Origin of the sequence: Pseudoduganella ginsengisoli (assembly GCF_009720865.1) — a bacterium.
GTDB lineage: Bacteria > Pseudomonadota > Gammaproteobacteria > Burkholderiales > Burkholderiaceae_D > Rugamonas > Rugamonas ginsengisoli.
In genome coordinates, this window is record NZ_WNLA01000040.1 from 1 (window position 1) to 25,654 (window position 25,654).

At 59.2% G+C, this 25,654-nt stretch carries 19 protein-coding genes and 1 pseudogene; 7 read left to right on the top strand and 13 right to left on the bottom strand.

Annotated elements, in window-relative coordinates:
- A partial coding sequence (locus GM668_RS30685) for a beta strand repeat-containing protein (protein WP_229500087.1) occupies positions 1–3,089 on the top strand: 3,089 nt, incomplete at its 5' end.
- A gap of 83 nt (positions 3,090–3,172) precedes the next feature.
- On the opposite strand, the gene GM668_RS29230 is transcribed toward GM668_RS30685, so the two are convergent.
- The 9 genes from GM668_RS29230 to GM668_RS29270 form a co-directional block, all read right to left on the bottom strand.
- Complete coding sequence (locus GM668_RS29230) at positions 3,173–3,781, bottom strand: hypothetical protein (protein ID WP_155442503.1); 609 nt, start codon at positions 3,779–3,781, stop codon at positions 3,173–3,175.
- 144 nt (positions 3,782–3,925) lie between these two features.
- The gene (locus tag GM668_RS29235; RefSeq protein WP_155442504.1) at positions 3,926–6,376 is read right to left on the bottom strand and encodes a TonB-dependent receptor plug domain-containing protein; all 2,451 of its coding nucleotides are present in this window, start codon (positions 6,374–6,376) and stop codon (positions 3,926–3,928) included.
- A gap of 270 nt (positions 6,377–6,646) precedes the next feature.
- Positions 6,647–7,411: a spermine/spermidine synthase domain-containing protein gene (locus GM668_RS29240; protein WP_155442505.1), complete on the bottom strand. Its 765-nt coding sequence runs from the start codon at positions 7,409–7,411 to the stop codon at positions 6,647–6,649.
- Positions 7,412–7,540: 129 nt separating this feature from the next.
- A complete protein-coding gene (locus tag GM668_RS29245; RefSeq protein ID WP_371868798.1) occupies positions 7,541–8,914 on the bottom strand; it encodes a sensor histidine kinase in 1,374 nt (457 codons plus the stop codon).
- A 105-nt stretch (positions 8,915–9,019) separates the two neighbouring features.
- Complete coding sequence (locus GM668_RS29250; protein WP_155442506.1) at positions 9,020–10,357, bottom strand: sigma-54-dependent transcriptional regulator; 1,338 nt, start codon at positions 10,355–10,357, stop codon at positions 9,020–9,022.
- 60 nt (positions 10,358–10,417) lie between these two features.
- Positions 10,418–11,653 carry an ABC transporter permease gene (locus GM668_RS29255; RefSeq protein ID WP_170305911.1) on the bottom strand — a complete coding sequence of 412 codons (1,236 nt, stop codon included), beginning with the start codon at positions 11,651–11,653 and terminating at the stop codon, positions 10,418–10,420.
- Positions 11,654–11,665: 12 nt separating this feature from the next.
- Positions 11,666–12,982: an ABC transporter permease gene (locus GM668_RS29260; RefSeq protein ID WP_155442507.1), complete on the bottom strand. Its 1,317-nt coding sequence runs from the start codon at positions 12,980–12,982 to the stop codon at positions 11,666–11,668.
- 12 nt (positions 12,983–12,994) lie between these two features.
- Positions 12,995–13,690 (bottom strand): ABC transporter ATP-binding protein, encoded by a 696-nt coding sequence (locus GM668_RS29265; RefSeq protein WP_155442508.1) that lies wholly within the window; start codon positions 13,688–13,690, stop codon positions 12,995–12,997.
- A 32-nt stretch (positions 13,691–13,722) separates the two neighbouring features.
- Positions 13,723–14,916, bottom strand: a complete 1,194-nt coding sequence (locus GM668_RS29270; protein ID WP_229500090.1) for an efflux RND transporter periplasmic adaptor subunit — start codon at positions 14,914–14,916, stop codon at positions 13,723–13,725.
- A 432-nt stretch (positions 14,917–15,348) separates the two neighbouring features.
- On the opposite strand from GM668_RS29270, the gene GM668_RS29275 reads away from it, so the two are divergent.
- The gene (locus GM668_RS29275; RefSeq protein ID WP_155442510.1) at positions 15,349–15,573 is read left to right on the top strand and encodes a hypothetical protein; all 225 of its coding nucleotides are present in this window, start codon (positions 15,349–15,351) and stop codon (positions 15,571–15,573) included.
- A 258-nt stretch (positions 15,574–15,831) separates the two neighbouring features.
- Here the strand turns inward: GM668_RS29275 and GM668_RS29280 are convergent, their stop codons facing one another.
- From GM668_RS29280 to GM668_RS29290, 3 genes are all read right to left on the bottom strand, one after another.
- Positions 15,832–16,965: an acetyltransferase domain-containing protein gene (locus tag GM668_RS29280; protein WP_155442511.1), complete on the bottom strand. Its 1,134-nt coding sequence runs from the start codon at positions 16,963–16,965 to the stop codon at positions 15,832–15,834.
- Positions 16,966–16,973: 8 nt separating this feature from the next.
- Positions 16,974–18,902 carry a phosphoethanolamine transferase gene (locus GM668_RS29285; RefSeq protein WP_155442512.1) on the bottom strand — a complete coding sequence of 643 codons (1,929 nt, stop codon included), beginning with the start codon at positions 18,900–18,902 and terminating at the stop codon, positions 16,974–16,976.
- Between the two features lie 227 nt (positions 18,903–19,129).
- Positions 19,130–20,080: a GlcNAc-transferase family protein gene (locus tag GM668_RS29290; protein ID WP_155442513.1), complete on the bottom strand. Its 951-nt coding sequence runs from the start codon at positions 20,078–20,080 to the stop codon at positions 19,130–19,132.
- 327 nt (positions 20,081–20,407) lie between these two features.
- On the opposite strand from GM668_RS29290, the gene rpsL reads away from it, so the two are divergent.
- The 5 genes from rpsL (at position 20,408) to rpsJ (ending at position 25,391) form a co-directional block, all read left to right on the top strand.
- Entirely contained in the window at positions 20,408–20,791 is a 384-nt protein-coding gene (gene rpsL, locus GM668_RS29295) for a 30S ribosomal protein S12 (protein ID WP_155442514.1), read from the top strand.
- A gap of 158 nt (positions 20,792–20,949) precedes the next feature.
- Complete coding sequence (gene rpsG / locus GM668_RS29300; RefSeq protein ID WP_155442515.1) at positions 20,950–21,420, top strand: 30S ribosomal protein S7; 471 nt, start codon at positions 20,950–20,952, stop codon at positions 21,418–21,420.
- Between the two features lie 111 nt (positions 21,421–21,531).
- Entirely contained in the window at positions 21,532–23,637 is a 2,106-nt protein-coding gene (gene fusA / locus GM668_RS29305) for an elongation factor G (RefSeq protein WP_155442516.1), read from the top strand.
- A gap of 83 nt (positions 23,638–23,720) precedes the next feature.
- A complete protein-coding gene (gene tuf / locus GM668_RS29310) occupies positions 23,721–24,911 on the top strand; it encodes an elongation factor Tu (RefSeq protein WP_155439957.1) in 1,191 nt (396 codons plus the stop codon).
- A gap of 162 nt (positions 24,912–25,073) precedes the next feature.
- Entirely contained in the window at positions 25,074–25,391 is a 318-nt protein-coding gene (gene rpsJ / locus GM668_RS29315; protein ID WP_154379348.1) for a 30S ribosomal protein S10, read from the top strand.
- A gap of 82 nt (positions 25,392–25,473) precedes the next feature.
- On the opposite strand, the pseudogene GM668_RS30690 reads toward rpsJ, so the two are convergent.
- A pseudogene (locus GM668_RS30690) lies at positions 25,474–25,654 on the bottom strand (hypothetical protein); the annotation flags it as partial.

Consider the following 25,654-nt stretch of genomic DNA (forward strand, 5'->3'; position numbering starts at 1 on the left):
GCACGCTGATCGGCACTGCGCTGACCAACGGCAGCGGCAACTGGAGCTTTACGCCAGGCACGGTGATGGTGGATGGCACGCACAACCTGACGGTGACGGCAACTGACGTGGCGGGCAATGTGTCCGGCGCTTCGCTGCCGCTGTCGATTACGGTCGAGACAGTGCGTCCGACGGCAAGTTTGTCGACAGGCAGCGGCACTGTTACGCCAGGCGCTACCATTGCCTATTCCCTGAGTTTTTCAGAAGGAGTCACCGGCTTGGATCCGGCCGATTTCAGCATCAGTAATGGCAGCATCCAAAGCATTACTGGATCTGGTTCCAGCTACACGGTAAATGTGTCGGCCGGAAGCAGCGCCGGAGCTGTCTCGCTCACGCTGAACAATGGCAGTTCGGTTACCGATGCGGCAGGCAATACCACGACCGGCGCCTCAAACAGCAGTGTCAATGTTGTTGTGGATGTCGATCCGCCGACAGCCAGCCTGATTGGCAGCGGTACCGTGAAAGGCAATGCTGCTGTCAGCTATGCGCTGAACTTCTCGGAATGGGTATCGGGTGTGGATGTAGGCGATTTCAGTATCAGCAATGGCATGATCGAGAGCGTCACTGGATCTGGTTCCAGCTATACCGTCAATGTCAAAGCTAGCGCCACTTCCGGCGCGATTGGTTTGACGCTGCTGAACGGTACCTCTATCTTTGACGCTTATAACAACCGAACAGTTGGCACGTCCAATAGCAGTGTAACAGTTGATGCGACGGCTCCCACGGGCTCACTGTCCACGGGTAGTACCGCGGTAGGTCCTGATGCCATCGTTTCTTACTCGCTGAACTTCAGTGAACCCGTGCTGGATTTGACCATGTCCGATTTCAGTGTCAGCAACGGTGTGATCCAGACCGTCAGCGGCAATGGATCCAGCTATACCATTACGGTTAAGGCAGGCTCCACCACTGGCAACATAGCGTTGCTCCTGCCAACTGGAGCCGTTACCGACCAGGTAGGCAATGCCAACCCTGCAATTTCTCACAGCGGCGTTGGTGTTAATGCAACGAAGCCGACTGCTACCCTGTCCGGCAGCGGCACAGTAGGCAAAGGTGCATTGGTCAACTATTCGCTGAGCTTCTCCCAATCCGTCACGGGTTTGGCGACCAATGATTTCAGTGTCACCAACGGCGCCATTCAAAGCGTCACCGGCTCTGGCTCAACTTATACTGTTGCGGTCACGGCAGGCTCCACGTCCGGGCCGATCAGTTTGGCATTGGCTGACCGTGCTGCATCCGATGGGTTTGGTAATGCCAGCGTCGCTACGTCGAATAGCAGCGTCAATGTTGATGCGACGCCGCCTAAGCCAACTATTTCCAGCGGCAGTAGCTTGGTCGCGCCGGGGACTACGGTCAATTATTCTGTGACGTTCGATGAAAGTGTGCTGGACTTGGATCTGTCCGACTTCGCAGCCAGCAACGCTACCTTGAGTGGCCTCAGCGGTTCAGGTTCCAGCTACACACTCAGCGTTAAGGCGGGAAGCAGCGGCACTATCGGCGTGGCGCTGGGCGCTGGCACGGTAAAGGACCTGTATGGTAACGCCAGCACGCTACCGTTGTATGACGGGAATGTCCGCATTCAGCCTGCACCACCCGCACCTGCGATTAAACTGGCCAGCGATAGCCAGACTGATGGCGATTTCTATACGAAGTGGGATGCCGTTGACGTCAGCAATGCGGTAGCTGGCGGAACCATTCAATACTCCTTAAATGGAGGCTCAACCTGGACTAATTCGGGAACAAGGATTGCGCCATCTGGTTTAGCGGATGGCGTCAGGAATATGCTGGTTCGCCAGCAAGATTCGCTGGGCACATACAGTGGTAACAGTTCGATCACGTACACAGTCGACACGAAGTCGCCAACCGTTACGATTTCGCCGCAGAGTAGCAGTGTAGCGTCGGGTGGAACGATAAGCTATTCGATAACGTTCAGTGAAGCGGTTGAGCAGTTGACTGCCAGCGACTTCACAGTTTCCGGAGTGGCCGGCAGCACGGTTGGCACCCTGACTGGTTCCGGAAGCTCGTACACGCTTTCCGTGACGGCTGGATCAGGCACAGGCACATTGACGCTGACGCTGCCAGGGGGGAACGGTCACGTTGACCACGCCGGGAATGACGGCGTGGGAGGTGCGGCTTCGGTGACTGTCACGAAACCGAATTATGGTCCGTCGGTGTTCGTCGACTTGCTTGATCTTCCTGGCCAGAATAACTTGACGACGGAGGTGCGCGGGCTAGACGCGGAGTCGAAACCTACGGACCTGAAATTCTTTGGACCGGGCGGATACTATTTCTACGGCACCCCATATGGTACGGCTGTTGGCGATGCGCTGACTGTTCGTTACTGGGACAAGAATTACGCGACGTTTGAGTTCAGGGATCCGCAAGGCGCGTCGGGATTTGGCAAATTGCTGGCGCCGATAGTGCTGGACCTGAACGGTAACGGATTCGATCTGCTGCGTGCATCGATGTCGCGTCCGACCGTGGACGTCAACAATGACGGTGTGCGCGATCATACTGGTTGGGTCGATGCGCAAGACGGCATTCTGGTGTTTGACAAGAATGGTGATGGAAAAGCCTCGGACAAAGCGGAGATAGAGTTGGCCGCTTACGGAAAGGACGGGGCTTCCGACCTGGAAGGCTTGGCACAAGGCTTCGACAGTAACCACGATGGTGTGTTCGATGCGCAGGACGCGCAATGGGCCAGCTTCGGCGTCTGGCGAGACTTGAACCAGGATGGCATCGGTACGCAGGATGAGTTCCAGTCGCTGGAAGCCATCGGCATCGTTTCAATTCAGTTGCATGGGGATAATACGCCGCATAGCATTAACGGCAACGGTATCCTGTCTACCGTGACGTTTGGCTGGAAGGATGGCAGTGTTGGTGCAGCTGGTGATGCGGTGTTCAACTACGTTAGTGGTCCAGAGCAGGCGCAACAATTGTCGGAAACGCTGCCTGCCACAGCGGAGTCTGCTGTCATCGGCAACGTAGTGCCAGCGGCTGAAGTGGTTGAGATCGTCGGCCGTTCACCGTTGCATCCATCCATTATCGCGTAATAGCAAAAGCCCCACTGGCCATCACCAGTGGGGCTCAGCGGGAACGTTCCGTTCTGGCCGCATTATGTGCAGACATGATGCGGCTAGTGCGTCAGCCTGCTGCTCTCATCAAACGTATTCCCCGCCGTACCCGTCGCTTCCAGCACCAGCAATTCCCCATTTCGCAATGCCAGCGCTGTCTTGCCGACGCCGGTATTCAAACTCGGATAAACGTCGGTTGATCCCTGGCTGAACGTGATATGCCACACGGTTTTTCCGCCCACCACGCTGGACGTCACGCCGCTGCCCGTAAAGGTCATGGCTTCGCTGCTGGCCGCAGTCGTCCCCTGATCCACACCTTGCGTCACGACTTCACCATTGCGCAGTTTGACGTTGGCATCCTTGACGGTGCTGGTGTATTGCATGACGATGGACGGCTGCTTATAAGTGCCGGTTGCCACGACCGCGCCTGTGCAATCCACATTGGCGAAATATTCGGTCTTGATGGTGAACGCTAACGTTGCGCCGCCATTGCTGGCCGCCAAGGTCATGGTGTCGCGGTTGTGCGCCGCGCATGGACGTATCCATACGCCTTCGTATTTTTGCAGCGCGCCGGCAACCTGAGTCGGGATGCCCTGGTCGCCGCCGCCACTGCCGCCGCCACAGGCGGAAAGGGTTGTCAGCAAGACGAATCCTGCCGCAAATCGGTACATGGTGTTGCTCCTGTTGATCATTAATGGCCAATTTAACCACCGGCCCCGTTGAAACACCATGACCGCAGGAGCCAGCATGAAAAAAGCCGCAAGGCGCACGGGGCGCCCTGCGGCTTTCAGACAGCTTAAAGGTTCAGATAACCGTTAAAACGCCGTGTCGAAGCGGACAAACATCGAACGGCCATTGATGCCGAACGGGCAGGTTTCCCAGCAGTGCGTGAAGCCCAGCTGCGGGAATGGGGCGCCCTTGACGGTGTCCCACTTGTCCGGATAGGTGTCGAACACGTTGTTGACGCCTACCGTCACGCTGGTCTTCTTGCTGAAGCTGTAGCGGGACGTCAAGTCCAGCAGCCATTTGCCCGACCACGTTTGCAGCGGCGCGAAGCCTTCACCCGATACTTCGCCATAGTAGTTGGCGCGCGCATTCACGTTCCATGGACCGGTCGTGAAGTCCGCCGCCACCACGTGGTGCTTGCGTGGCTGGCCGTGTTCGATCAAGGTCACCTGCGCCTGGTCGAACAGTTGTTCGCCGGTCAGGATGCTGGACGTCGAGTGGCGCTTCGTCACTTCCGTCTTGTTGAAGCCCAGCTGGCCGGACAGCACCAAGGTGGCGCCAGTCCACTTGGTGGTGTGATCGGCCACTATGTCCAGGCCGCGGGTCTTCGTGTCGACCGCATTGGTGAAGAACTGTGCCTGGCCCACGCCCAGCGGCGTCAGCACGTTGGCGATCGGGCCGCCTTTTTCTTCCGGTGCGATGTTGCTGGAGAAGACGATGCGGTCCTTGATCTTGATCTGGTACACGTCAGCCGTCAGCGACATGTTCGATGCGGGACGCAGCACCATGCCGAAGCTGGCGTTACGCGACGTTTCTTCCTTCAGCGGCGCGATGCCCAATGCCTTGGTGACTGCGCTGCCCTGGCGCGCGGTCAGCGTTTCCGTCAACTGGCCGGCCGCATTCAGGTTGGTCGACACGGAGCTGTAATACTCTTGCTGCACGCCTGGTGCGCGGAAGCCGGTCGATGCCGATGCGCGCAAGCCGAATTGCTTGGTCGGGTCCCAGCGCGCGCTGATCTTGCCCGTCACGGTGCTGCCGAAGTCCGAATAGTCTTCGTAGCGGATCGCGCCGGCCAGCAGCAATTCCTTCACTGGATGGTGTTCCGCATCCAGGTACAGCGCGATGTTGTGGCGGCCGGAATCGACTGCCGTGGCCGGGGTATAGCCAGGGAAGCCCTGGGTGCCCGATGCAGCCACGCCGCCGTTCTGGTCCTTGATGACGATCTTCGGATTGTTGGTGCGGCCGTACTGGTACGACACAGGGTCGCCGGCGACGATTTCATAGTTGTCGCGGCGCCATTCGAAGCCGGACGCCAGGAAGATTTCCGCGCCGCCCAGTTTGACGGGGCCCTTGATATCCGCGTTGATCGTGGTCTGGTTGAATTTCAGCTTGCCGGTGTCGGCTTCCAGCGGCGAGTCCGCGTAGATGCCGCCGCCTGGTTTCGGCTCATACCAGTACGACACGTTGATGGTTTGTTTTTCATGGAAATCCAGCTCGCTGGCGCCATGGTTGATCGACATGTCGAGCTTCCATTCGTTCGCCAGGTCGCGGCGGTAGCCGAACGCGTACGACAAGTCTTTGACGGTGGTGCGGATGTTTGGCAGGAAGCCGTTCGGGTAGACGGATGGCACGGTGCGGCCATCGCCTGGCGAGCGGTAGAAGCCGGACGAGTCGCCGGTGCGCTTGGACACGCCGCCGAAGGCATAGAACTCGCTGTCCTTATCGATCGGCAGCGCGCCATTCCACCAGAAGTACGCGTCTTTCGCGTCGGAGTCGCCGATGCGCTGCGTCACGCGCGGCGGATTCACGCGCAAGGTATCCGGGCCGGCGCGGTTGGTTTCGCCACGCACGCGGGCTTCGGCCGTCAGATTGACGAAGCCGCCATTTTCACCCAGTGCGAAGCCGCGGTTGACGCTGGCCGAGTACAGGTCGCCGTCGCCCTTGGACGTGGTGCCCAGCGTGCCGCTGAACGTGGTTTCATTGACGTTGCTCTTCAAGACGATGTTGATGACGCCGGCAATCGCGTCGGAACCATATTGCGCAGCGGCGCCATCGCGCAGCACTTCGATATGGTGGATTGCGGACATCGGAATGGCGTTGATGTCGGTACCGGCGGAGCCGCGGCCCACCGTTTGCTGCACGTTGACCAGCGCTTGCTGGTGGCGGCGCTTGCCATTGACCAGGACCAGCAACTGGTCAGGGCCCAGCGAACGCAGCGTGGCAGGACGGATGATGTCGGTGCCGTCACTGATGAAGGTGCTGGAGAAGTTAAACGATGGGTCCAGCGTTTGCAGCAGCTTGCCCAGTTCCAGTGGGCCGGCGGTCTGCATGTCTTTCAGGTTGATCAGGCCGACTGGCGCCGACGTGTCGAGGGCGGTTTTTGCCGTCGAACGGGAACCCAGCACGACCACGGTTTGCTCTTCGCCGGAATTGGCGGGAGCAGTTTGTGCGTAGACCTGGGTGGCTGCCAGCAAGATGGCGCTGGCGATGAGGGTGCGTTTGAACAGCGGTGGGGTGGCGGGTTGAGTAGCTCTTTGCATGGGCCTTTCCGTTTCTCTGCGTATAGTTTTTGTGCGCGCAATGACGTTGGGTAAACATTGGCGCCAAGATACTACCCCGCACGGTTGGCTTGTCAAAGGAATATCTTTCTCCTGAAATATTCAGTGTTGTAATAAAGTGTTTTCGCTGAATAAACGATACTTTATTTGTGAATCACTAGTGATTTCTGTGGCTAGATATCGTATTCTTGCCGGTTTGCTGCTAAAACATATTAGAAAAGCAATCGCTTGGTGATTGTTTTTTGCAAGTCATCACGTGTGGTCATGCATCCAGGACTTCATGCCATCGACCCAGTTTTTCGCGCGCAAATTCATTTGCTTTTTGATGATGCCGGCCCGTTCATACAATTCTGAAAAATCAATGCTTGGAGATTGCTTGAAGGCAATGGCGATGATGTTGGCGTCGTGTACTTCGGGCAGCCAGACGACGGAATCGAAGGCCAGTTCCATGTGCTGGAAATTCTTGTCGTAGTTCATGTAGTCGCCAAACACGTTGACGGTCATGATGCCGCCGGGCGTCAGGCAATCGGCGCAAGCCTGGTAAAACTCGGGTGTATCGAGCACGGGGCCGCGCGCTTCTTCGTCATACAAATCCACTTGCAGCACGTCGACCTTGCCGTGGTTGGCGGGATTCATGACGAAATCCAGCGCATTCATTTCCACCACGTTCAAGCGTTCATCGTTGGGCGGCAGGCCGAACAGGGCCCGGCAAATGGCAATCACGTTGGGGTTCAAGTCGACGGCGGTGACTTTCGCGCCGGGGAAGCGCTGGTAACAAAATTTCGTCAGCGCGGCGCTGCCCAGGCCCAGCTGGACGATGTGGCGGGGTTTTTCAATAAACAGCATCCACATCATCATCATTTGCACGTATTCCAGCTCGATGGCGTCAGGCTTGGCAATGCGCATGGCGCCCTGCACCCAGGACGTGCCCAGGTGCAGTGAACGGACGCCTTCGAATTCAGTGATGGTGGCGGGCGGATGGCCCGGAAGGTCAAAGCGGAGAGCGGTAGGTTTCATGCCACCAGTTTACCAGCCCACCTGTCCACTCGACATGGTGGGGCTCGACATGGTGGGGCTTGGCCCTTTTAGTACTATCGTGCTTCACGCGAACGATAGTACTAAAGGTGCCAGGCACCAAATCGGATTTCAACAAGCGGTGAGTACGGGCAAGATCATCGTGACAGCAAGGCCGCCGCCATCGCGGTTGGCCAGCATGATGCGGCCGCCGTGGGCTTCGGCGATTTCGCGGGCCAGCGCCAGGCCCAGGCCGGTGCCGCTGCGCTTGGTGGAATAAAACGGCACCAGCGCGTTGGCCAGTACCGTATCGCTCATGCCGGGGCCGCGGTCTTGCACGGCAATGCGTAGCATGCCTTGCACCCGTTGCACGTCCAGCGATACGCCGTCGGAAGGCGAACCCGATTCATGCGCATTTTTCAGCAAATTCAACAGCGCCTGCTCCATTTGCGCACCATCGAAACACGCCGCCTCGTCAGGCAAATCGCCCGTCAACGTGAACGCCACCTGATCCGCCAGCCGGGCAATAAATGCTTTCCAGTCATGCTGTTCCAGCCGGGGCGACGGCAGCTTGGCAAAGCGCGCATAGCCAAGAATAAAGCTCTCCAAATGCCGTGTGCGTTCTTCAATCGTGGCCAGGATTTGCGGCAAGCGCTCCGTTTGTCCCCGCCGCACCAGCTCAGCACCGGAATGCGCCAGCGACGTCAGCGGCGCCAGTGAATTGTTCAATTCATGGCTGATGACGCGTATGACTTTTTTCCACGTCTGCACTTCTTGCCGCCGCAATTCCTGCGTCAGCTGGCGCAGCAACAGCAACTCGTGCTTGCGCCCATTTAAGTTGAAACTGCTGCGCGCCAGGTGGTAGACATCTTCACCTTCCCCCTCGGGCGTATCGCTGCTGTCCACTGTAAACAAGCCATCGCCCCCCCGCGCCAGCGCTTCCCGCAACACCGGCGCGGACTGGTCCAGCAAATCATTGAGCCGGTTGCCTTCCAGCTTGCGCCCCTGGTTCAGCAACTGGCGCGCGGCGATATTCGCATACACGATATGGCCGCCCTCGCTAACCAGCAGCATGGCAACCGGCGTGTTTTGCACCATGGTGTCCAGTAACAGTTCACGCTGCACCAGGCCGAGACGCTGTTCACGCAACACGCGGCCCAACTCATTGTGCGCGGCCACCAGGTCGCTCAATTCATCGTTTTGCGCCCAGTGCAGGCTGAACGAAAAGTCGCCATCCTTGTAGCTGGTGACCGTGCCTGTCAGGGCGCGGAACAGCGACAGGATATGTTCCAGCTGCGCGCGGATCGTGATCGTTGCCAGCGGTATCACGGCCAGCAGGCAAATCGCCAGCACCAGCACGGGCTGGCCGGGAAACAGCCGCGTCAGCGCCAGGGCTATCAAAATGCCCAGCGTGAGCAAGGTCGCCAGCAGCGCGGACCAGCGCGTCAGCAGCGATAAGCGGATGCCGCGGCCAGCCATCAGCGGGACATGGCCAACAGTGGACACGCAGCGCCGGGCATGCGCTGGCAGGGCGGCCGGTGTGCGCTCGCGGCGCCGCCAGCCCAGCCCTGATGCAGGCCAGGCGGCGGCATCGAGCGAGCAGCCAGCCGATCAGGCACGGGCAATCCCCAGCCGCTCCATGCGCCGGTACAGCGCCTGGCGCGACAAGCCCAGTTCCGCCGCCGCCTGCGCCACCACGCCGTGCGCGCGCTGCAACGCTTGTGCAATGGCTTCGCGGTCGGGCTCCGCATCGGCGGGAGCCGCAGCGGGCGCCATCGGCAAGCCCAGGTCAGCCACCTTGATGACGTCGCCCGACGCCAGCAGGCAGGCACGCGCCATCACATTTTTCAATTCACGCACGTTGCCGGGCCAGGCGTGCGCCTGCAGCGCCGCCCGGGCACTGGCATCGAGCGTCTTGCGGCCGTCGAGGAAGTAGTGCGCCAGCGGCAGGATATCGGCCGGGCGGCCCGCCAGCGGCGGCAGCGCCAGTTCAATGACGTTCAGGCGGTAAAACAAATCTTCACGGAACGTGCCGGCCCGGATCATGGCCTGCAAATCCGCATTGGTGGCGCTGATGACGCGCACGCGCACCTGCCGTTCGCGGTTGGACCCCAGCCGTTCAAAGCGGCCTGTTTCCAGTACGCGCAGCAATTTCATTTGCCCCGCCAGCGGCAAGTTGCCGATTTCATCGAGGAACAAGGTGCCGCCATCGGCTGCTTCAAATTTGCCTTCGCGGGCTTTCGACGCGCCTGTATAGGCGCCCGCGTCGGCGCCAAACAATTCCGCTTCAATCAATTCAGAGGGCAGTGCGCCGCAATTCAACACGACAAACGGGCCTTCCTTTACGGATGAGTTAGCCTGGATGATTTCCGCAATGCGCTCCTTGCCGGAACCGTTCGGGCCCGTAATTAAAACCGGTACATCGGATTTCGCCACCTGGCACGCCAGGTGGATCACCCGTTCCGTGGCCGGGTCTTGCCAGATCATGCCGCGCAAATCATGCCGTTCCAGGTCGCGCCGCTGGCGCATGTCGCTGTGCATGCGCTGCGCCAGCGCGCGGTTGGCCTGGCCCAGCTCAATCAAGTTGGTGACGGTGGCCAGCAGGCGCTGGTCGTCCCATGGCTTGGCCAGGTAATCGGCGGCGCCGGCTTTGACGAGGTTGACGGCCGCATCGAGGTGCGTCCAGGCCGTCAGCAGGATGACGGGCAAGTCCGGATAGCGCTGGCGGATTTCGCGGAACAGGGCCACGCCTTCTTCGCCGGACGTGGTGTCAGCCGTGAAGTTCATGTCCTGGATCACCAGGTCAACATTGGCGCCTTCGCGCGCCAGCAAGCCCAAACCCTCTTCCGGCGACGCAGCGCTGAGGGTGGCAATATCGTGCAGGGAAAACAGGACGTCCAGGGCAACGGCAATGGCTGCGTTGTCGTCGATGATCAGTACAGTAGGCATCCCGCCAGCATAACCCAAATCCGGGGCGGCTTGCATGGCGTGGATGCGACATTGCAAGTGTTATGCGCTGCGGGTCGCCATTGCAGGCGAGATCGACGCCGCACGCCATGCCGGTCCATAGACGGCGGCAATCCCCAGCGCCCAGAAGATCGCCGCGCCGCCCAGCATATAAGTGGCCGGCAGCCGCGCCATTTCGAGCGCGCTGACCAGCAACTGATTCAGTCCCAACGCCAGCAGCACGCCAGTGAAGACGCCGATGCTGGTGATCATGATGTTTTCCGTGATGAAGTAGCGCAAGATGTCGAGACGGCGCGCGCCCAGGGCGCGGCGCACGCCGATTTGCTTGCGGCGCTGCGTGACCCACAGGCTGGCCATGCCGACGATGCCGCTGGCTGTCACCAGCAGCAGCAAGGCGCTGACCGTCACCAGCATCCACGACAAGCCCACGTCCGCCCGGTAACGCTCCTTGCGGTCATCATCGAGCGTCTTGGTTTTCAATACCACCTGGTTGTTGGCGGCGCGGCGCAGCGCTTCTTCCGTTTCTTTCATCACGCGGTCGCGCTGGCCCGGTTCCGTGCGCACCGTGTATTGCGCATTGCGGTCGCCCGTCAGGCGCACCGGCACGATGGTGCTGGTTTCTCCATCCACGCCCACCTGCGCACCTGGCGATTGCAAGGTATCGATGACGCCGATCACACGCACGGGGTGCGCCTCCGGGCCGACACCGATGTACAAGGTTTTGCCCACGAACGATGTGGCGCCGGGCCACACTTTTTCGCCCATGGCTTTCGTGATCTGGATGATTTTCGGAAAATCCTTGCTGGTGTTCTGGTCGATTTCCGTGACGTCGCCGTCATTGAAATCGCGCCCTTCAATCAATTTCAAGCCCCAGGTTTTCACCAGCGAATCCGGCGACACATAAAACGCTGCTACACCGGATTCCTTGTCCTGTTTCAGGTCGGCGGACACGCTGTTGTAGTTGCCGGAACGGGACAATGGCGTCTGGCTGGTATTGGCGACGGACACCACGCCCGGCACGGCGCGCAGCACGGCCGTATCAGACTTGATGCGGGCCAGCTGTTCTTCGTGCGACAGTTCGCGCAGCGGGCTTACTTGCACGTGGAAGATATCGTGTTCCTGCACGATACCGGTGGAACGGGCCGCGACGGCCTGGCGGATGTTCACGATGTGCAGCGCATTGGCGAGAATGGCCAGGCTCAACGCCACCTGGATCGCGACCAGCACGGGGCCGGTCTTGTTGCGCAGCAGCGCGGACAAAATGGGGCGGAATTCCACAGTGGGTTCTCCTTATTGCGATTTGAGTTGCAAAGCCGGCGTCACCTGGCATGCGCGCCACGTTGGCAGCAGGCCGGCCAGCATGGCGGACAGCACGGCCATCACGAAGGTCAGCAGCAGCATGAACCAGTCCATGTGCGCGACGACGGTCAACTGTTTCGATTGCATGGCGATCAGCGCCAGCGCGCCGAAAGCCAGCAGCAAGCCTGTCAAGCCGCCTGCCAGGCCCACCACCGTGGTCTCGATGAGGAATTGCGTGAAGATTTCCTTGCGCGATGCGCCCAGTGCGCGGCGCACGCCGATTTCCGGCGCCCGCACGGAAAACTTCGCCAGCAGCAGGCCGATGGTATTGACGAGGCACAGCAGCAGGAAGCCGAAGGCCAGCCACGCGGACAGCTTGTTGTCGTTGCCGACCACTTTCAGGAATTCCAGCCACTCCATCAAGTTGTACAGCTTCGTCGGCGCATTGCGCTTCATGCGCCCCAGCTTGTTTTGCTCGGCGGCATAGGCATTGAGCCAGCTGTGCAGGGCAGGGCGGTCGCCCGGCGAATGCAGTTCGAACCAGAACTGGATCCACGTGCATTCGGATTTCAACAGCGCATCAAAACCGGGATCGCGGTCGGCCGTGCAATTCATGCTGCCGTTGTGCGAATACTGGTGGCGGATCGCCGTGGCGAATGGAATAAAGAATTCATCTTCGTTGCCAAATGCGCCGCCATTGCTGCCAATGATGCGGTGGAAGCGGGGAATCGGGTCCCAGCGGTCGATCACACCCGTGATCTGGTATTCATAGCCCATCATGGTGAGGCGCCGGCCAACCGGGTTCTCGTTGCCATACAGTTTTTCCGACAGCTTGCGGCTCAATACCACGACATCGGCGCCGGCGGCATCGTGCGCTTCCGTCCAGCCGTGGCCATACAGGAATGGCACGTCGAACATGGCAAAGAAATCGCCGGTGGGCGCCATGCCCGACGCCGTGAAGACATTCAAATCCTTGCGCGCCGGTTCGACTGGGCCTGCCACGCCATACATGGCCGTACGGCGGTCACCCTGTTTGCTGGCCAGCATATTGGACGCGTCGATATACGACAACTGGCGGTCATTGGGTTTGTCGCCCGGCGTATAGCCTTGCGTCGGGCCATTGTCGACCAGCGGCACAAGCAAGCGCTCGCTCTTGGCGGGAATCGGGTCGCCCGACATCACGTGCAGGATGGTCAGGGTGGCGATGCTGGCGGCCACGCCGATGGCCAGGGTCAGCACCATCAGGGCCGTCAGCGCCGGATTCCGGCGCAGGCTGCGGACGCCCAGCTTGAAATAGTAAGTGAACATGCGCGGGATCCTTTACGCTTTCACGAGGGTTGGCGTTTTGCGCACCAGGTCGGACACCTGGCCGTCGATGATGTGCACGTTGCGCTGCGAGCGCTGCGCCAGTTCCGGATCGTGCGTGACCATCAGGATCGTCGTGCCCTGTGCGTTGATTTCTTCCAGCAGTTCCATCACGCCGCGCGCCATTTGCGTATCGAGGTTGCCGGTCGGTTCGTCAGCCAGCAGCAGCTTGGGCGAACCTGCCAGTGCGCGGGCAATTGCCACGCGCTGCTGCTGGCCGCCCGACAGTTCGGCGGGGAAGTGCCGCATGCGCGACGCCAGGCCGACTTTGGCCAGCGCGTCTTCGATGCGCTCCTTGCGTTCTGCCGCATTGAAGCCACGGTAGCGCAGCGGCACGTCGACGTTATCGAACAGCGACAGGTCGGGGATCAGGTTGAAGCCCTGGAAGATGAAGCCCAGCTTTTCATTGCGCAGGCGCGAACGGGCATTGTCATCCAAGCCTTTGACGTTGGTGCCGTCGAGGATGTATTCGCCATCCGTGAATTCTTCCAGCAGGCCGGCGATGTTGAGGAAACTGGTTTTGCCGGAACCAGACGGCCCCGTGACGGTGACGAATTCGCCTTGCTCGACGTTGATTTCAAAGCCGCGTAGCGCGTGCGTTTCAATCATGTGGGTGCGGTAGACTTTGCTCAGGTTTTTCATGCGCAGCATGGTGCGGGCTCCTGGTGGATTCAGTGATTGACTCATTGATTGATTGATACGCGTTCCGCGTTTGCAAACGTTTCCGTGCCGGAGATGACGACTTTGTCGCCCTGCTTCAGTCCGGACAAGATTTCAACGGCATTGACGCTGGTGGCGCCCAGCTTGATCGGCGTGCGCACGGCCACGCCGTCGCGCATCACGTACGCATAGCGGCCGCCTTCGGATTCCACGAACGAACCGCGTGGCAGCATCAAGGTGTTGGGCTTTTCATCGATCAGCAGGCGGGCCGATACGCGCTGGTTCTGGCGCAAGCCTTCCGGCTGCGCGCCATTGAAGCGCACGCGGGCCAGCACCTGGTTTTTCACGACTTCCGGCGACAGTGCGGACAGCTTGCCCATGGCTTTGCTTGATCCGACGAGGATTTCCGCATTCATGCCGATGCCGAGGTCCGCCACGTAGGTTTCCGGCACTTCGATTTCCACTTCCAGCGCGGACAAATCAACGAGCGTCATCAGCGGCGTATTGGCGGGCACCACGCTGCGGTTCGGCACCGATAACGTGCCGATAAAGCCATCGACGGGCGCGCGCACGGTCAATTCATCCACCTTGCGCTGCGCATTGGCCAGCGTGAGTTTTTGGCGCTCCAGCTGGGCGGACTTGGTTTTCAATTCCAGCGCCACGTTATCGCCTTCCAGTTCCGCCGCCTGCGTTGCGTGGCGGGCGCGGATTTCCGCTGCCTGCAATGCATCCTTGGCCTTCTGGTAATCGATCTTGGCGACCACGCCTTCATTGGACACGCTGTTGTAGCGCTCCAGCGTGCGCTGGGCGGACAGCCGGTCAATTTCCGCCGTGTCGGCGTCGCGCCTGGCCAGCATTTTTTGTTTGCGGGCGAGGATTTGCTGGCGCGCCACTTCGGCGGACAGTTCCTGGTACGTCGCCTGTTCGCGTTTCAATTCGTCGGTCAGGTCGGGCGATTCCAGGATGGCCAGCACGTCGCCTTTCTTCACGGTGGCGCCGGCGTGGGTTTTCAGCGTGACGGTAGACGGCGAGGTGGAATACAAGGTCGGGCTGACGGCAGCGACGATGCGGCCATTGACGGCGGCATCGCGGATCAAGGTGCCGCGCGTGACGTCGGCAATGCGCAGGCGCGATGCATTGACGGACTGGCTGCTGCCGGTCCACGTCGTGACCAGCGTGTAGCCACCGCCCAGCAGGGCCGCAGCAACGGCGGCCATCACGGCTTTGCGTTTCCACTGTCCGCCGGGCGGCGGGGTAATGACTCGGTCTTGGTGTGAAGTGTCGCGGATCATGTTCGTTAGGGACGGCGAATGTTGTTTGCCAGTTATGCAGGATTTGTGCCAGTGCCAAGTGCTTGATTTCATTGCAGTTAGCAGTGTGTCCGCGCTTGACCGGACGTGTCCGGCCTGTCCGCCGTTGTCCGTTTGTCCGCTCGGCCGTTCTTGCGAAATTGCTAATCGGACTTATTTACGCTGCATGATGAAACTCTTGAAAACGCTGATGGGCTATGAGGCCCCCGTGATTGATTTCGCCTTGATGGCGGCGCGGGCGTTTGGTTTTTTGCTATGCGCAGTGCGCGCAGGCGTCGCTGCTGCCCGTGTATGCCAGCATGCAGAATGAAGACAGCCTGGCGGAGGGCGACAGTTTATATGTGGCGGAAGCTGGCGCATGCGTTGTCGCCGCTGTGCGTCGAACCGGACGCGCAGGGCCGCCTGCATGTGCGCAGCGGTGTACTGGCCCGCACCAATGGCATATCGCTGCTGGCGCAGCACGGCTTTGGCGACGAAATTGATGCCCGTGCGAGAAAAGTACACGCGTGGCTCAGCAGCCACCTCGCCCATCCGCAAAGCTGCTCCGGCGTGCTCACCCCGTAGGGTCAGACGTGCATTCGTGCATCCACCCCATGGGGTCAGACGTGCATTCGTGCGTTTGCCGCCACTCTGAAGACTGCGAATTTGCCCCGTAAATTGCCGTCCCATAGATACCTGTGCGCTGGTTTTGCGGCAGGCTGGCGGTGCGCCGCTTTTCCAGGGTGCAGATACCTGCTGTATTTACAGGGCTTGCGGGTAGGGACGGTGGCTCGTGCGGGCACATATGCACGAATGCACGTCTGACCCCACGGGGTGGATGCATCAATGCACGTCTGACCCCAAATTTGGGCGGCGTTGCCAGAGCGTGGTCAGGCCGTACATGATGGACAGGATCGCCAGCCATGCGGCGTAAGTAGTCGCCAGCGACGGGGTGTAGCCGTCCGGTAGTTTCAGTGCACCCCCGATGAACGTCGGCGTTGCGCCATAGCGCACCATGAAATACACGCCCGCCAGCGCGTGGATCAGCGCAATGTGGACCGTATAAAAGAACAGCGGCGAGCCGCCAAACAGCATCAGCGGACGCACCTGGCGTACATGTTCAAAAGCTGCCAGCAGTGCCAGCCCGATGGCGCCCGTCACGCACAGGTATTGCAGCGACGGCGGATATTTCGACACGCGCAGGAATGACAGCACGTCGAATGCAAAACCCTTGTTTTGCGGCGACCATGGCGCGGGATCGCCATAGATATTCCATGTCCGCAGCAGCACAAACATGGCCAGCAATGCGGCGGCCGACAGTAGCAGCTTGCGCTGCCGCTCCGGTGCGGGCAGGCGGAACACAGGCGCTGCCGCGTAGCCGGCCGCCATCACACCCAGCCATGGAATCAGCGGATAGACGAACACGAAGCCGTAGTTGCCCGCCACGGGATAAAAGCCGCCCTGGTGCAGCGCCTGCCACAGCAAGCCGCCCGGCTGCCAGCCGTCGAGTGCATTGTGGCCGAAGAGCAGTACCGCCGCGAAGGCCGCACTACACCACCGCGGCAGCCACACCAGCCCCGCCAGTACGATCATGCCCGCACCCAGCGCCCAGATCACCTGGAATATCGTCACGTTATAGCCGAACTGCCAGCTGAAACTGATCCACGTCCATTCCAGCACCAGCAGCATGGCGCCACGGCTCAGCAGGTAGCGCGACAGGGCCGGGCGGGCGTCAGGAGGCACATCGGCGGCAGCGCGGGCGCCGCGCAGCCAGGCGGACGAACCGGCCAGGAAGACAAACACGGTGGCGCACAGGTGCGTGATCCAGCGCGTCATGAACCAGCCGGGCGTGGTCTGCGACAAGTCTTCCGGCTGGAAGGGCGCAAGTCCAAAGAAATCCCGCGTATGGTCCAGCGCCATCAAGACGATGACGAAGCCCCGCAACATGTCGATCGATGCCAGCCGCGCTGCCTTCATGCGTTCTCCTATTTCTTTTTCTTCTCCACTACTTCACTGCAATCACCCTTGATCACAGCATTGTCGTAATTGGTCCAGCCATAGCTGTCCACCACCCGCTTGTGCAGCTTGAAGCTGTTGTTGACGAAGCTCCATTCCAGGCGGTCTTGCGGATAGCGGATGTCGCCCATGTCCAGCAACGTGTGGAACATGTTCTCCGTCGCCAGTTTGGCCTTGCGGTGGCGTTCCAGTTGCGTGACCTTGTCAGGATAACGTTCTTTGTATTGATCGGAGTACCACACGAAGGCGGGAACGCGGAATTCGTGGATGGTGTTGTGGCCATGGAACGCCAAACGGCATGCACCGTCGTACAAGGTTTGGCCGTGGTCGGCCACATACAGCATGGTTACGGGCTGCTGCGGCGCTTTCAGCTTGTTGATGGTCTGCGACAGGAACCAGTCCGTGTATAGCACCGAGTTATCGTAGCTGTTGTTCATTTGCGGCTTGATCTTCAAGTCCGTATAGGCAGGCTTGTCGACGCCGAACAGCGATGGCGTCCACTTGTCGAATTCTTTCGGGTGGCGCTGGCTGTAATTCCAGTGGCTGCCCAGCGTGTGCAAGACGATCAGCTTTTTCGGCGCAGGATCAGCCAGTGCATGCTGCAGCGGGTCCAGCAACACGCTGTCGAAATTCGAGTTGTTGGTGTAGCCGCCCAGGTTCAGGAATTGCACCACGTCCGCTTCCCGCGCGAATACGGAGACGGGCGTGTCGAACTGGCCAAATGAAATCTGGTTCGACAGCCAGTACGTTCGAAAGCCCGCTTCCTTGTAAGCCGTGATGAAGGACTTTTCTGAAAAGCCGTCTTCCAGGCTTTGCGTAGCGGGTTTGCGGGAAATAATGACGGGCACGGACAGGCGCGTGGCCGATACCGCCGTCACGACATCCTGCAACATCACCAGGTTGGTTTCTTTGGCCAGCAGCGGATTGGTTTCCCGCGTATAGCCGTTCAAGCTCCAGCGGTCGTAGCGGGCCGATTCGCCGATCACCAGCACGACGGTTTCCGGCGCCGTGTCTGGCGCTTGTTGGTGGGCATGGAACGTGAAGCTGCGACTGGCTTGGCCGAGGCGGGCCAGGTGTTCACGCTCATCGTAAAAATCCACGCCGCGCCCCGTCAGGCCGAATGGCCAGGTGCGGGTGAAATCGTAATAGTCGGGCGGGATGCGCAGCCAGTGCGGCAGCGGCGCCAGTTTCCAGTGCGTGCGGTGGGCGCCGGGGACGGAGCCGGGCGCGGAGTCCGTGCTGGCGCTGCTGTCGTCTTCCTCTTCTTCATCGTCCGATGTGTCGTCCTCGGCAGAGGATGGCGAAGCGGCGGCCGAGCCGGAAACCGGGGCCGATCGGGGCGCAGCGGCTGATCCGGAAGCCGATGCAGCAGCCCGCACCGAAGCCGGCGCAGACGCCGGCGCCGGCGCTGCCCCAAATTCCCACCCATACCATGCCAGCGCCGCCAGCACTGACACCACGCCCAGCACGGCAACCCGCGCCTGCCCCGGCATCGCCAGCGCCCTGGTGCGCAATGCCGCCGCCCACACGGCGATAAACCAGATAATTGCCCCGGCCATCACGGCCGCCAGCAGCCATACGGTACTGCCCAGGAATTCCATGGCTTCGCGGGGGCTGGTTTCCGCAATGATGCCCAGGTGGTGCGTGGAAATGCCCTGGCTGTAATAGACGATGAGGTATAGCTCGATCGGCATGCCGATGAACGCGGGCAGCAGCAGCCAGTGGAACCATGCGGGACGTTTAAAGATGGCCCATACCGCCAGCCACGCATACACTTCCATCACGGCGATGTTCGCGCCATGTTCCAGCGGCTTGCCCAGCACCAGCGGTACAAATGGCACCAGCGTCAGGATCAGGTAGCTCAGCAGGATAAATGCCGTGGGCAGGCGCAATTGCATAGGAAAGCTGCGGGGAAAAGGGGGCATTATCGTGCAGGTGCGGGGCTTTGGGCGAAAAATTGTGGTGGCGGGCGGCCCGGTATTGCTGGCGAGGTGCAGGGATGCCGAGTGCGTAGGGCGTGTTTATAAACCCGCCATGGCGCCGTCGAAACGCATGCAGGGTGGATTTGACTCGGCGTCCCCGTAAAAACACGCCCTGCGGGGAAGCAGGAGTGCTGGTTGGGTGATCAGCACAATTGGCCGTTGAATGGATCCGTGATTTGCCGCAGCCGGTAATTAATGCCGGAAAATGCGGCAAACTGCTCCATGGTGCGCACCGTGCCCAGGCCATAGGCGCCCGGCAAGCCATCGCCGCACAGCAGGCGGTTCAACCGGCTGGCCGCGCGCGCCGTCAGGTAGGTGCCCGTGAATGCGCGCTGGCTGGCCACTTCGCCATGCCAGTGGTGCGTTTCATGGGGCGTATTGGCGGCCTTATATAAATGGTAGAGCGGCACGTGCAGCGGATGGAAGATATCCCAGCCACGGGTATAGGCGCGCACGGCCAGGCTTTGCTCTTCGCCGTGGAAATACAGGTAGGGGTCGTACGGTACTTCTTCGATAAAGTTGCCGCAGCAGAAAACGAAGCCTGCCGCGATATGGCAGCCCGCGACGGGCTGGTCGGTAAATAAGTGCTTGGCGAGGAAGCGCAGCACCACTTCGGACGCCGTCAGCGGCGTTTCCGGGTGCGGGCGCAGCACGAGGACGGTTTTGCCTTCTGGCGGCGTGTATTGCGGTTTGCCGTCCACCATATCAAAACGATAAGGATACGTGCTGAGGATAGGCTTGGCGGAACGGGCCAGCAACAGCGTATGCTGGCGCCGCAAGCTTTCATCCCAGCCCGGCTCGAAACACATGTGCGAATCGATTTGCAGCAGGAATTGTTCGCCGTCGTACAGCGAAAACGCCTGGTTGCGGGCCCAGCTGACCCCCAGCGTATCGTGCACATCGATAAATAAATAGCGGATCTGGTGCGCAAACGGCAGCGCGGCGATTTGCTCGCGCTGGCTGCTGCGGTTCTGGTCCACGACGGCAAAACGCAGCAATTCCGGCCGTGTCGCTTTGCTAAAAGCATCGTTCAGGGTGAAGAACAACATGGGGTCCAGGTACGACGCCAGGCTGATGAATATGTGCTGGTTCAACGAAGTTCTCCGCCGGATGTGTTAGCAGTAACGAGGGTGATGGAAATATTAACAGTTCCCTCTAAGCATGGAAGAGCCTTCGAGGGAAATGCCTCACAAATGTGCAAATTCCCGCCATGCGCTGCACTAAATCTGTTGACCGTGCAACAGCATGCGTCTATACTCGCGAGTTCTCAATTTATTCTGCGCATCGTATACGCATTTTTCAGGCTACTCCATAGTGTGTGGTTCTGACGCCGCGATGCCCGTTTGAGACTGGTTTTAGCCCCCGGACAGCATGTGCTGTGCGGGATGTCAATGAGTAGTAATTTTGTTGGATTAAGAACGATGCCAACCATCAATCAATTGATTCGCAATCCACGCGTGTCCGCTCGCGTGAAGAGCAAATCGCCGGCACTGGAAAACTGCCCGCAAAAGCGTGGCGTATGCACCCGTGTGTACACCACCACTCCTAAAAAGCCTAACTCGGCACTGCGTAAAGTCGCCAAAGTGCGTCTGACCAACGGTTTCGAAGTGATTTCGTACATCGGCGGTGAAGGCCACAACCTGCAGGAACACAGCGTTGTTCTGCTGCGTGGCGGTCGTGTAAAAGACTTGCCAGGTGTTCGTTACCACATGGTTCGCGGCTCGCTGGATACCCAGGGCGTTAAAGACCGTAAGCAGGCTCGCTCGAAGTACGGTGCTAAGCGCGCTAAGCAAGCTAAGAAGTAATTTCTCTAGCTTTTAAAAAATGATGTACCTGACACCGTTGGTATCAGGCACATAGATGAGTTAGTTGAGGCGGTCGCGAGACCGAGTAAGTGGAAGGCTATGATGGCCTCCGCGAGTACCAGACAGAGGTACTCAACTGAAGACAGGAAGGAAATAAAATGCCACGTCGTCGTGAAGTTCCCAAGCGCGAGATTCTGCCGGATCCAAAATTCGGTAGCACCGAAGTCGCTAAATTCGTTAACGTTCTGATGCTGTCCGGCAAAAAGTCGGTTGCAGAAAACATCATCTACGGCGCGTTCGACCACATCCAGCAAAAATCCGGCAAGGATCCTCTGGAAGTGTTCGCCGCTGCAGTGAACAACGCCAAGCCACTGGTTGAGGTTAAGTCCCGCCGTGTGGGTGGCGCCAACTACCAGGTTCCAGTTGAAGTGCGCCCAGTGCGCCGCCTGGCCCTGTCGATGCGCTGGCTGCGTGAAGCTGCCAACAAGCGCAGCGAAAAATCCATGCCACAGCGTCTGGGTGGTGAGCTGATGGAAGCCGCGGAAGGCCGTGGCGGCGCAATGAAGCGCCGTGACGAAGTTCACCGCATGGCTGAAGCGAACAAGGCGTTCTCGCACTTCCGCTTCTAATAAATTCGGCCGGGGTAGCTTCCCGGCCATTTATTCACAGATTGAAGCCGGGCTCATTTTTGTAATGAAAATGGCGTCCGGTTTTGTCCATTAAAAGATTTAGGATCTAACATGGCCCGCAAGACCCCCATCGAGCGTTACCGCAACATCGGTATTTCCGCTCACATCGACGCAGGTAAGACCACCACTACCGAGCGCGTGCTGTTCTACACCGGCGTGAACCACAAGATTGGTGAAGTGCACGACGGCGCAGCCACCATGGACTGGATGGAACAGGAACAAGAGCGCGGTATTACCATTACCTCCGCGGCAACGACCTGCTTCTGGAAGGGCATGGGCAACAACTTCCAGCCGCACCACATCAACATCATCGATACCCCAGGCCACGTGGACTTCACCATTGAGGTTGAGCGTTCGATGCGTGTTCTGGACGGCGCGTGCATGGTTTACTGCGCAGTGGGCGGTGTTCAGCCACAGTCGGAAACCGTATGGCGTCAGGCTAACAAGTACAAAGTGCCACGTCTGGCATTCGTGAACAAGATGGACCGTACCGGCGCCAACTTCTTCAAAGTGTACGAGCAGATGCGTGCCCGCCTGAAGGCCAACCCAGTGCCGATCCAGGTACCTATCGGTGCCGAAGACAACTTCGCCGGCGTGATCGACCTGGTCAAGATGAAAGCCATCATCTGGGACGACGCGTCCCAGGGCATGAAGTTCGACTACAAAGACATCCCTGCCGAGCTGGTAGACGTTGCTCAAGAGTGGCGTGAAAAGATGGTTGAAGCTGCCGCTGAATCCAGCGAAGAGCTGATGAACAAGTACCTGGAAGAAGGCGACCTGTCGGAAGAAGAGATCAAGAAGGCCCTGCGCCAGCGTACGATCGCTTCGGAAATCGTTCCGATGATGTGCGGCACCGCGTTCAAGAACAAGGGTGTTCAGGCAATGTTGGACGCCGTCATCGAATACCTGCCATCGCCAGTGGACATTCCACCAGTGGGCGGCACGGACGAAGACGAGCAGCCAGCTTCGCGTAAAGCAGCTGACGACGAGAAATTCTCGGCGCTGGCATTCAAGATCATGACCGACCCGTTCGTTGGCCAGCTGGCCTTCTTCCGCGTGTACTCGGGCGTGGTGAACGCAGGCGACACCATCTACAACTCGGTAAAACAGCGCAAAGAGCGTCTGGGCCGTATTCTGCAGATGCACGCTAACCAGCGTGAAGAGATCAAAGAAGTGCGCGCTGGCGACATCGCTGCTGCAGTTGGTCTGAAAGACGTGACCACCGGCGAAACCCTGTGCGACCCGGCATCGATCATCGTTCTGGAACGCATGGTATTCCCAGAGCCAGTGATTCAGCAGGCTGTTGAGCCTAAGACCAAGGCTGACCAGGAAAAAATGGGCCTGGCACTGAACCGTCTGGCTCAGGAAGACCCATCGTTCCGCGTGAAGACCGACGAAGAATCCGGCCAGACCATCATCGGTGGTATGGGCGAGCTGCACCTGGAAATTATCGTTGACCGTATGAAGCGCGAATTCGGCGTGGAAGCAACCGTTGGCAAGCCACAGGTTGCATACCGCGAAACGATCCGCAAAGCGGTTACCGACGTTGAAGGCAAGTTCGTTAAGCAGTCGGGTGGTCGTGGTCAGTACGGTCACGCTGTTCTGACCGTTGAGCCGCAAGAACCAGGCAAGGGCTTCGAATTCGTTGACGCTATTAAAGGCGGTGTGGTTCCACGTGAATACATCCCTGCAGTTGAGAAGGGTGTTCGCGAAACCCTGACCTCGGGCGTGCTGGCTGGCTACCCAGTGGTTGACGTGAAAGTGACGCTGACCTTCGGTTCGTACCACGACGTTGACTCGAACGAAAACGCGTTCCGTATGGCTGGTTCGATGGCGTTCAAAGAAGGCTGCAAACGCGCGAACCCAGTAATTCTGGAGCCAATGATGGCTGTGGAAGTGGAAACGCCGGAAGACTACGCCGGTACCGTGATGGGCGACCTGTCGTCCCGCCGCGGTATGGTGCAGGGCATGGATGAAATCCCAGGCGGCGGCGGCAAGATCATCAAAGCCGAAGTACCGCTGTCGGAAATGTTTGGTTACTCGACCATTCTGCGTTCCGCAACGCAGGGCCGTGCAACCTACACGATGGAATTCAAGCACTACTCCGAAGCGCCTAAGCACGTGACCGACGCGATCATCACCGCTAAAGCGAAGTAAATCGTAAAATCCTGTAATGGCCGGCTGGAGTGACCCTCCAGCCGGACAAAACCTTAAATATCTAGTTCTAAGGAAGAATTAAAATGGCAAAAGAAAAGTTCGAGCGGACTAAACCGCACGTAAACGTTGGCACCATCGGTCACGTTGACCACGGCAAAACCACCCTGACCGCTGCAATCGCAACCGTTCTGTCGAAGAAATTCGGCGGCGAAGCTAAAGCTTACGACCAGATCGACGCTGCTCCAGAAGAAAAAGCACGCGGCATTACCATTAACACCGCTCACGTTGAGTACGAAACGGCTAACCGCCACTACGCTCACGTTGACTGCCCAGGCCACGCCGACTACATCAAGAACATGATTACCGGTGCTGCGCAGATGGACGGCGCGATCCTGGTTTGCTCCGCTGCTGACGGCCCAATGCCACAGACCCGTGAGCACATCCTGTTGGCTCGCCAGGTTGGCGTTCCATACATCATCGTGTTCCTGAACAAGTGCGACTTGGTTGACGACGCAGAACTGCTGGAACTGGTGGAAATGGAAGTTCGCGAACTGCTGTCGAAGTACGAGTTCCCAGGCGACGACCTGCCAATCATCAAAGGTTCGGCACGTATGGCGCTGGAAGGCCAGCAAGGCGAAATGGGCGAAGACTGCATCGTTCGCCTGGCTGAAGCCCTGGATTCCTACATCCCAACCCCAGAGCGCGCTGTTGACGGCACGTTCCTGATGCCAGTGGAAGACGTGTTCTCGATTTCCGGCCGTGGTACCGTTGTGACCGGTCGTGTTGAGCGCGGCATCATCAAGGTCGGCGAAGAGATCGAAATCGTTGGTATCACCGACACCGTGAAAACCACCTGCACCGGCGTGGAAATGTTCCGCAAACTGCTGGACCAAGGTCAGGCAGGCGACAACGTTGGTCTGCTGCTGCGCGGCACCAAGCGTGAAGACGTTCAGCGTGGCCAGGTTCTGGCTAAGCCAGGTTCGATCAAGCCACACTCGCACTTCACCGGTGAGATCTACGTTCTGTCGAAAGACGAAGGCGGCCGTCACACCCCGTTCTTCAACAACTACCGTCCACAGTTCTACTTCCGTACGACCGACGTGACCGGCTCGATCGAGCTGCCAGCAGACAAAGAAATGGTTATGCCAGGCGACAACGTATCGATCACCGTTAAGCTGATCTCCCCGATCGCTATGGAAGAAGGTCTGCGCTTCGCTATCCGCGAAGGCGGCCGTACCGTTGGCGCAGGCGTTGTTGCTAAGATCATCGCCTAATAGATTCTGTTAGCGACCAAGTTTTTTTGCGGGCCTTCGGGTCCGCGATGAAACAAGCAGAGCCGGCTGTGTTACCATAGCCGGCTCTGTTGTTGTAACAACCCGTTCTTTGATCAATGCTGACACTACAAAGTTGTCAGTTCGCTCTTTTAGGGAATTATCATGACCGCACCAAACCAAAAAATCCGTATCCGCCTGAAAGCTTTCGACTACAAGCTGATCGACCAGTCCGCTCTGGAAATCGTTGACACCGCTAAGCGCACCGGCGCCGTTGTCAAAGGCCCAGTTCCTCTGCCGACCCGCATCCAGCGTTACGACGTGCTGCGTTCCCCGCACGTGAACAAGACTTCGCGTGACCAGTTCGAAATCCGTACCCACCAGCGCCTGATGGACATCGTCGACCCAACCGACAAGACCGTTGACGCTCTGATGAAGCTGGACCTGCCAGCTGGCGTGGACGTTGAAATCAAACTGCAATAATTGATTTCAGGTAGGCGGGGGCCAAAGCCTTCGCTGCCCTCAAAAGGCCGGTGCCGCTTTGCGGACCGGCCTTTTTGTTTGGCTATGTCACCACAAACCGTGGAAAGTGCCCAATCGCTGCTTTGAGCATACTTTTGGGGGTATCGATGCGGCCTGCATCAAGCACGCAGCGCCAGCCCAGGTAATTGGGCAGGTAGCGCGTGGCGACGCCGTGGAACCGGTGCAGCCAGTTGCGGAAACGGCTGTGGTACGCGTTCACGTTT

Excerpts from the sequence above, each read along its gene's own strand:
- GM668_RS29230 (WP_155442503.1), bottom strand. The coding sequence starts at position 3,781 with ATGTACCGATTTGCGGCAGGATTCGTCTTGCTGACAACCCTTTCCGCC.
- GM668_RS29235 (WP_155442504.1), bottom strand. The coding sequence starts at position 6,376 with ATGCAAAGAGCTACTCAACCCGCCACCCCACCGCTGTTCAAACGCACC.
- GM668_RS29240 (WP_155442505.1), bottom strand. The coding sequence starts at position 7,411 with ATGAAACCTACCGCTCTCCGCTTTGACCTTCCGGGCCATCCGCCCGCC.
- GM668_RS29250 (WP_155442506.1), bottom strand. The coding sequence starts at position 10,357 with ATGCCTACTGTACTGATCATCGACGACAACGCAGCCATTGCCGTTGCC.
- GM668_RS29260 (WP_155442507.1), bottom strand. The coding sequence starts at position 12,982 with ATGTTCACTTACTATTTCAAGCTGGGCGTCCGCAGCCTGCGCCGGAAT.
- GM668_RS29265 (WP_155442508.1), bottom strand. The coding sequence starts at position 13,690 with ATGCTGCGCATGAAAAACCTGAGCAAAGTCTACCGCACCCACATGATT.
- GM668_RS29270 (WP_229500090.1), bottom strand. The coding sequence starts at position 14,916 with ATGGCCGCCGTTGCTGCGGCCCTGCTGGGCGGTGGCTACACGCTGGTC.
- GM668_RS29275 (WP_155442510.1), top strand. The coding sequence starts at position 15,349 with ATGTGGCGGAAGCTGGCGCATGCGTTGTCGCCGCTGTGCGTCGAACCG.
- GM668_RS29280 (WP_155442511.1), bottom strand. The coding sequence starts at position 16,965 with ATGAAGGCAGCGCGGCTGGCATCGATCGACATGTTGCGGGGCTTCGTC.
- GM668_RS29285 (WP_155442512.1), bottom strand. The coding sequence starts at position 18,902 with ATGCAATTGCGCCTGCCCACGGCATTTATCCTGCTGAGCTACCTGATC.
- rpsL (WP_155442514.1), top strand. The coding sequence starts at position 20,408 with ATGCCAACCATCAATCAATTGATTCGCAATCCACGCGTGTCCGCTCGC.
- rpsG (WP_155442515.1), top strand. The coding sequence starts at position 20,950 with ATGCCACGTCGTCGTGAAGTTCCCAAGCGCGAGATTCTGCCGGATCCA.
- fusA (WP_155442516.1), top strand. The coding sequence starts at position 21,532 with ATGGCCCGCAAGACCCCCATCGAGCGTTACCGCAACATCGGTATTTCC.
- tuf (WP_155439957.1), top strand. The coding sequence starts at position 23,721 with ATGGCAAAAGAAAAGTTCGAGCGGACTAAACCGCACGTAAACGTTGGC.
- rpsJ (WP_154379348.1), top strand. The coding sequence starts at position 25,074 with ATGACCGCACCAAACCAAAAAATCCGTATCCGCCTGAAAGCTTTCGAC.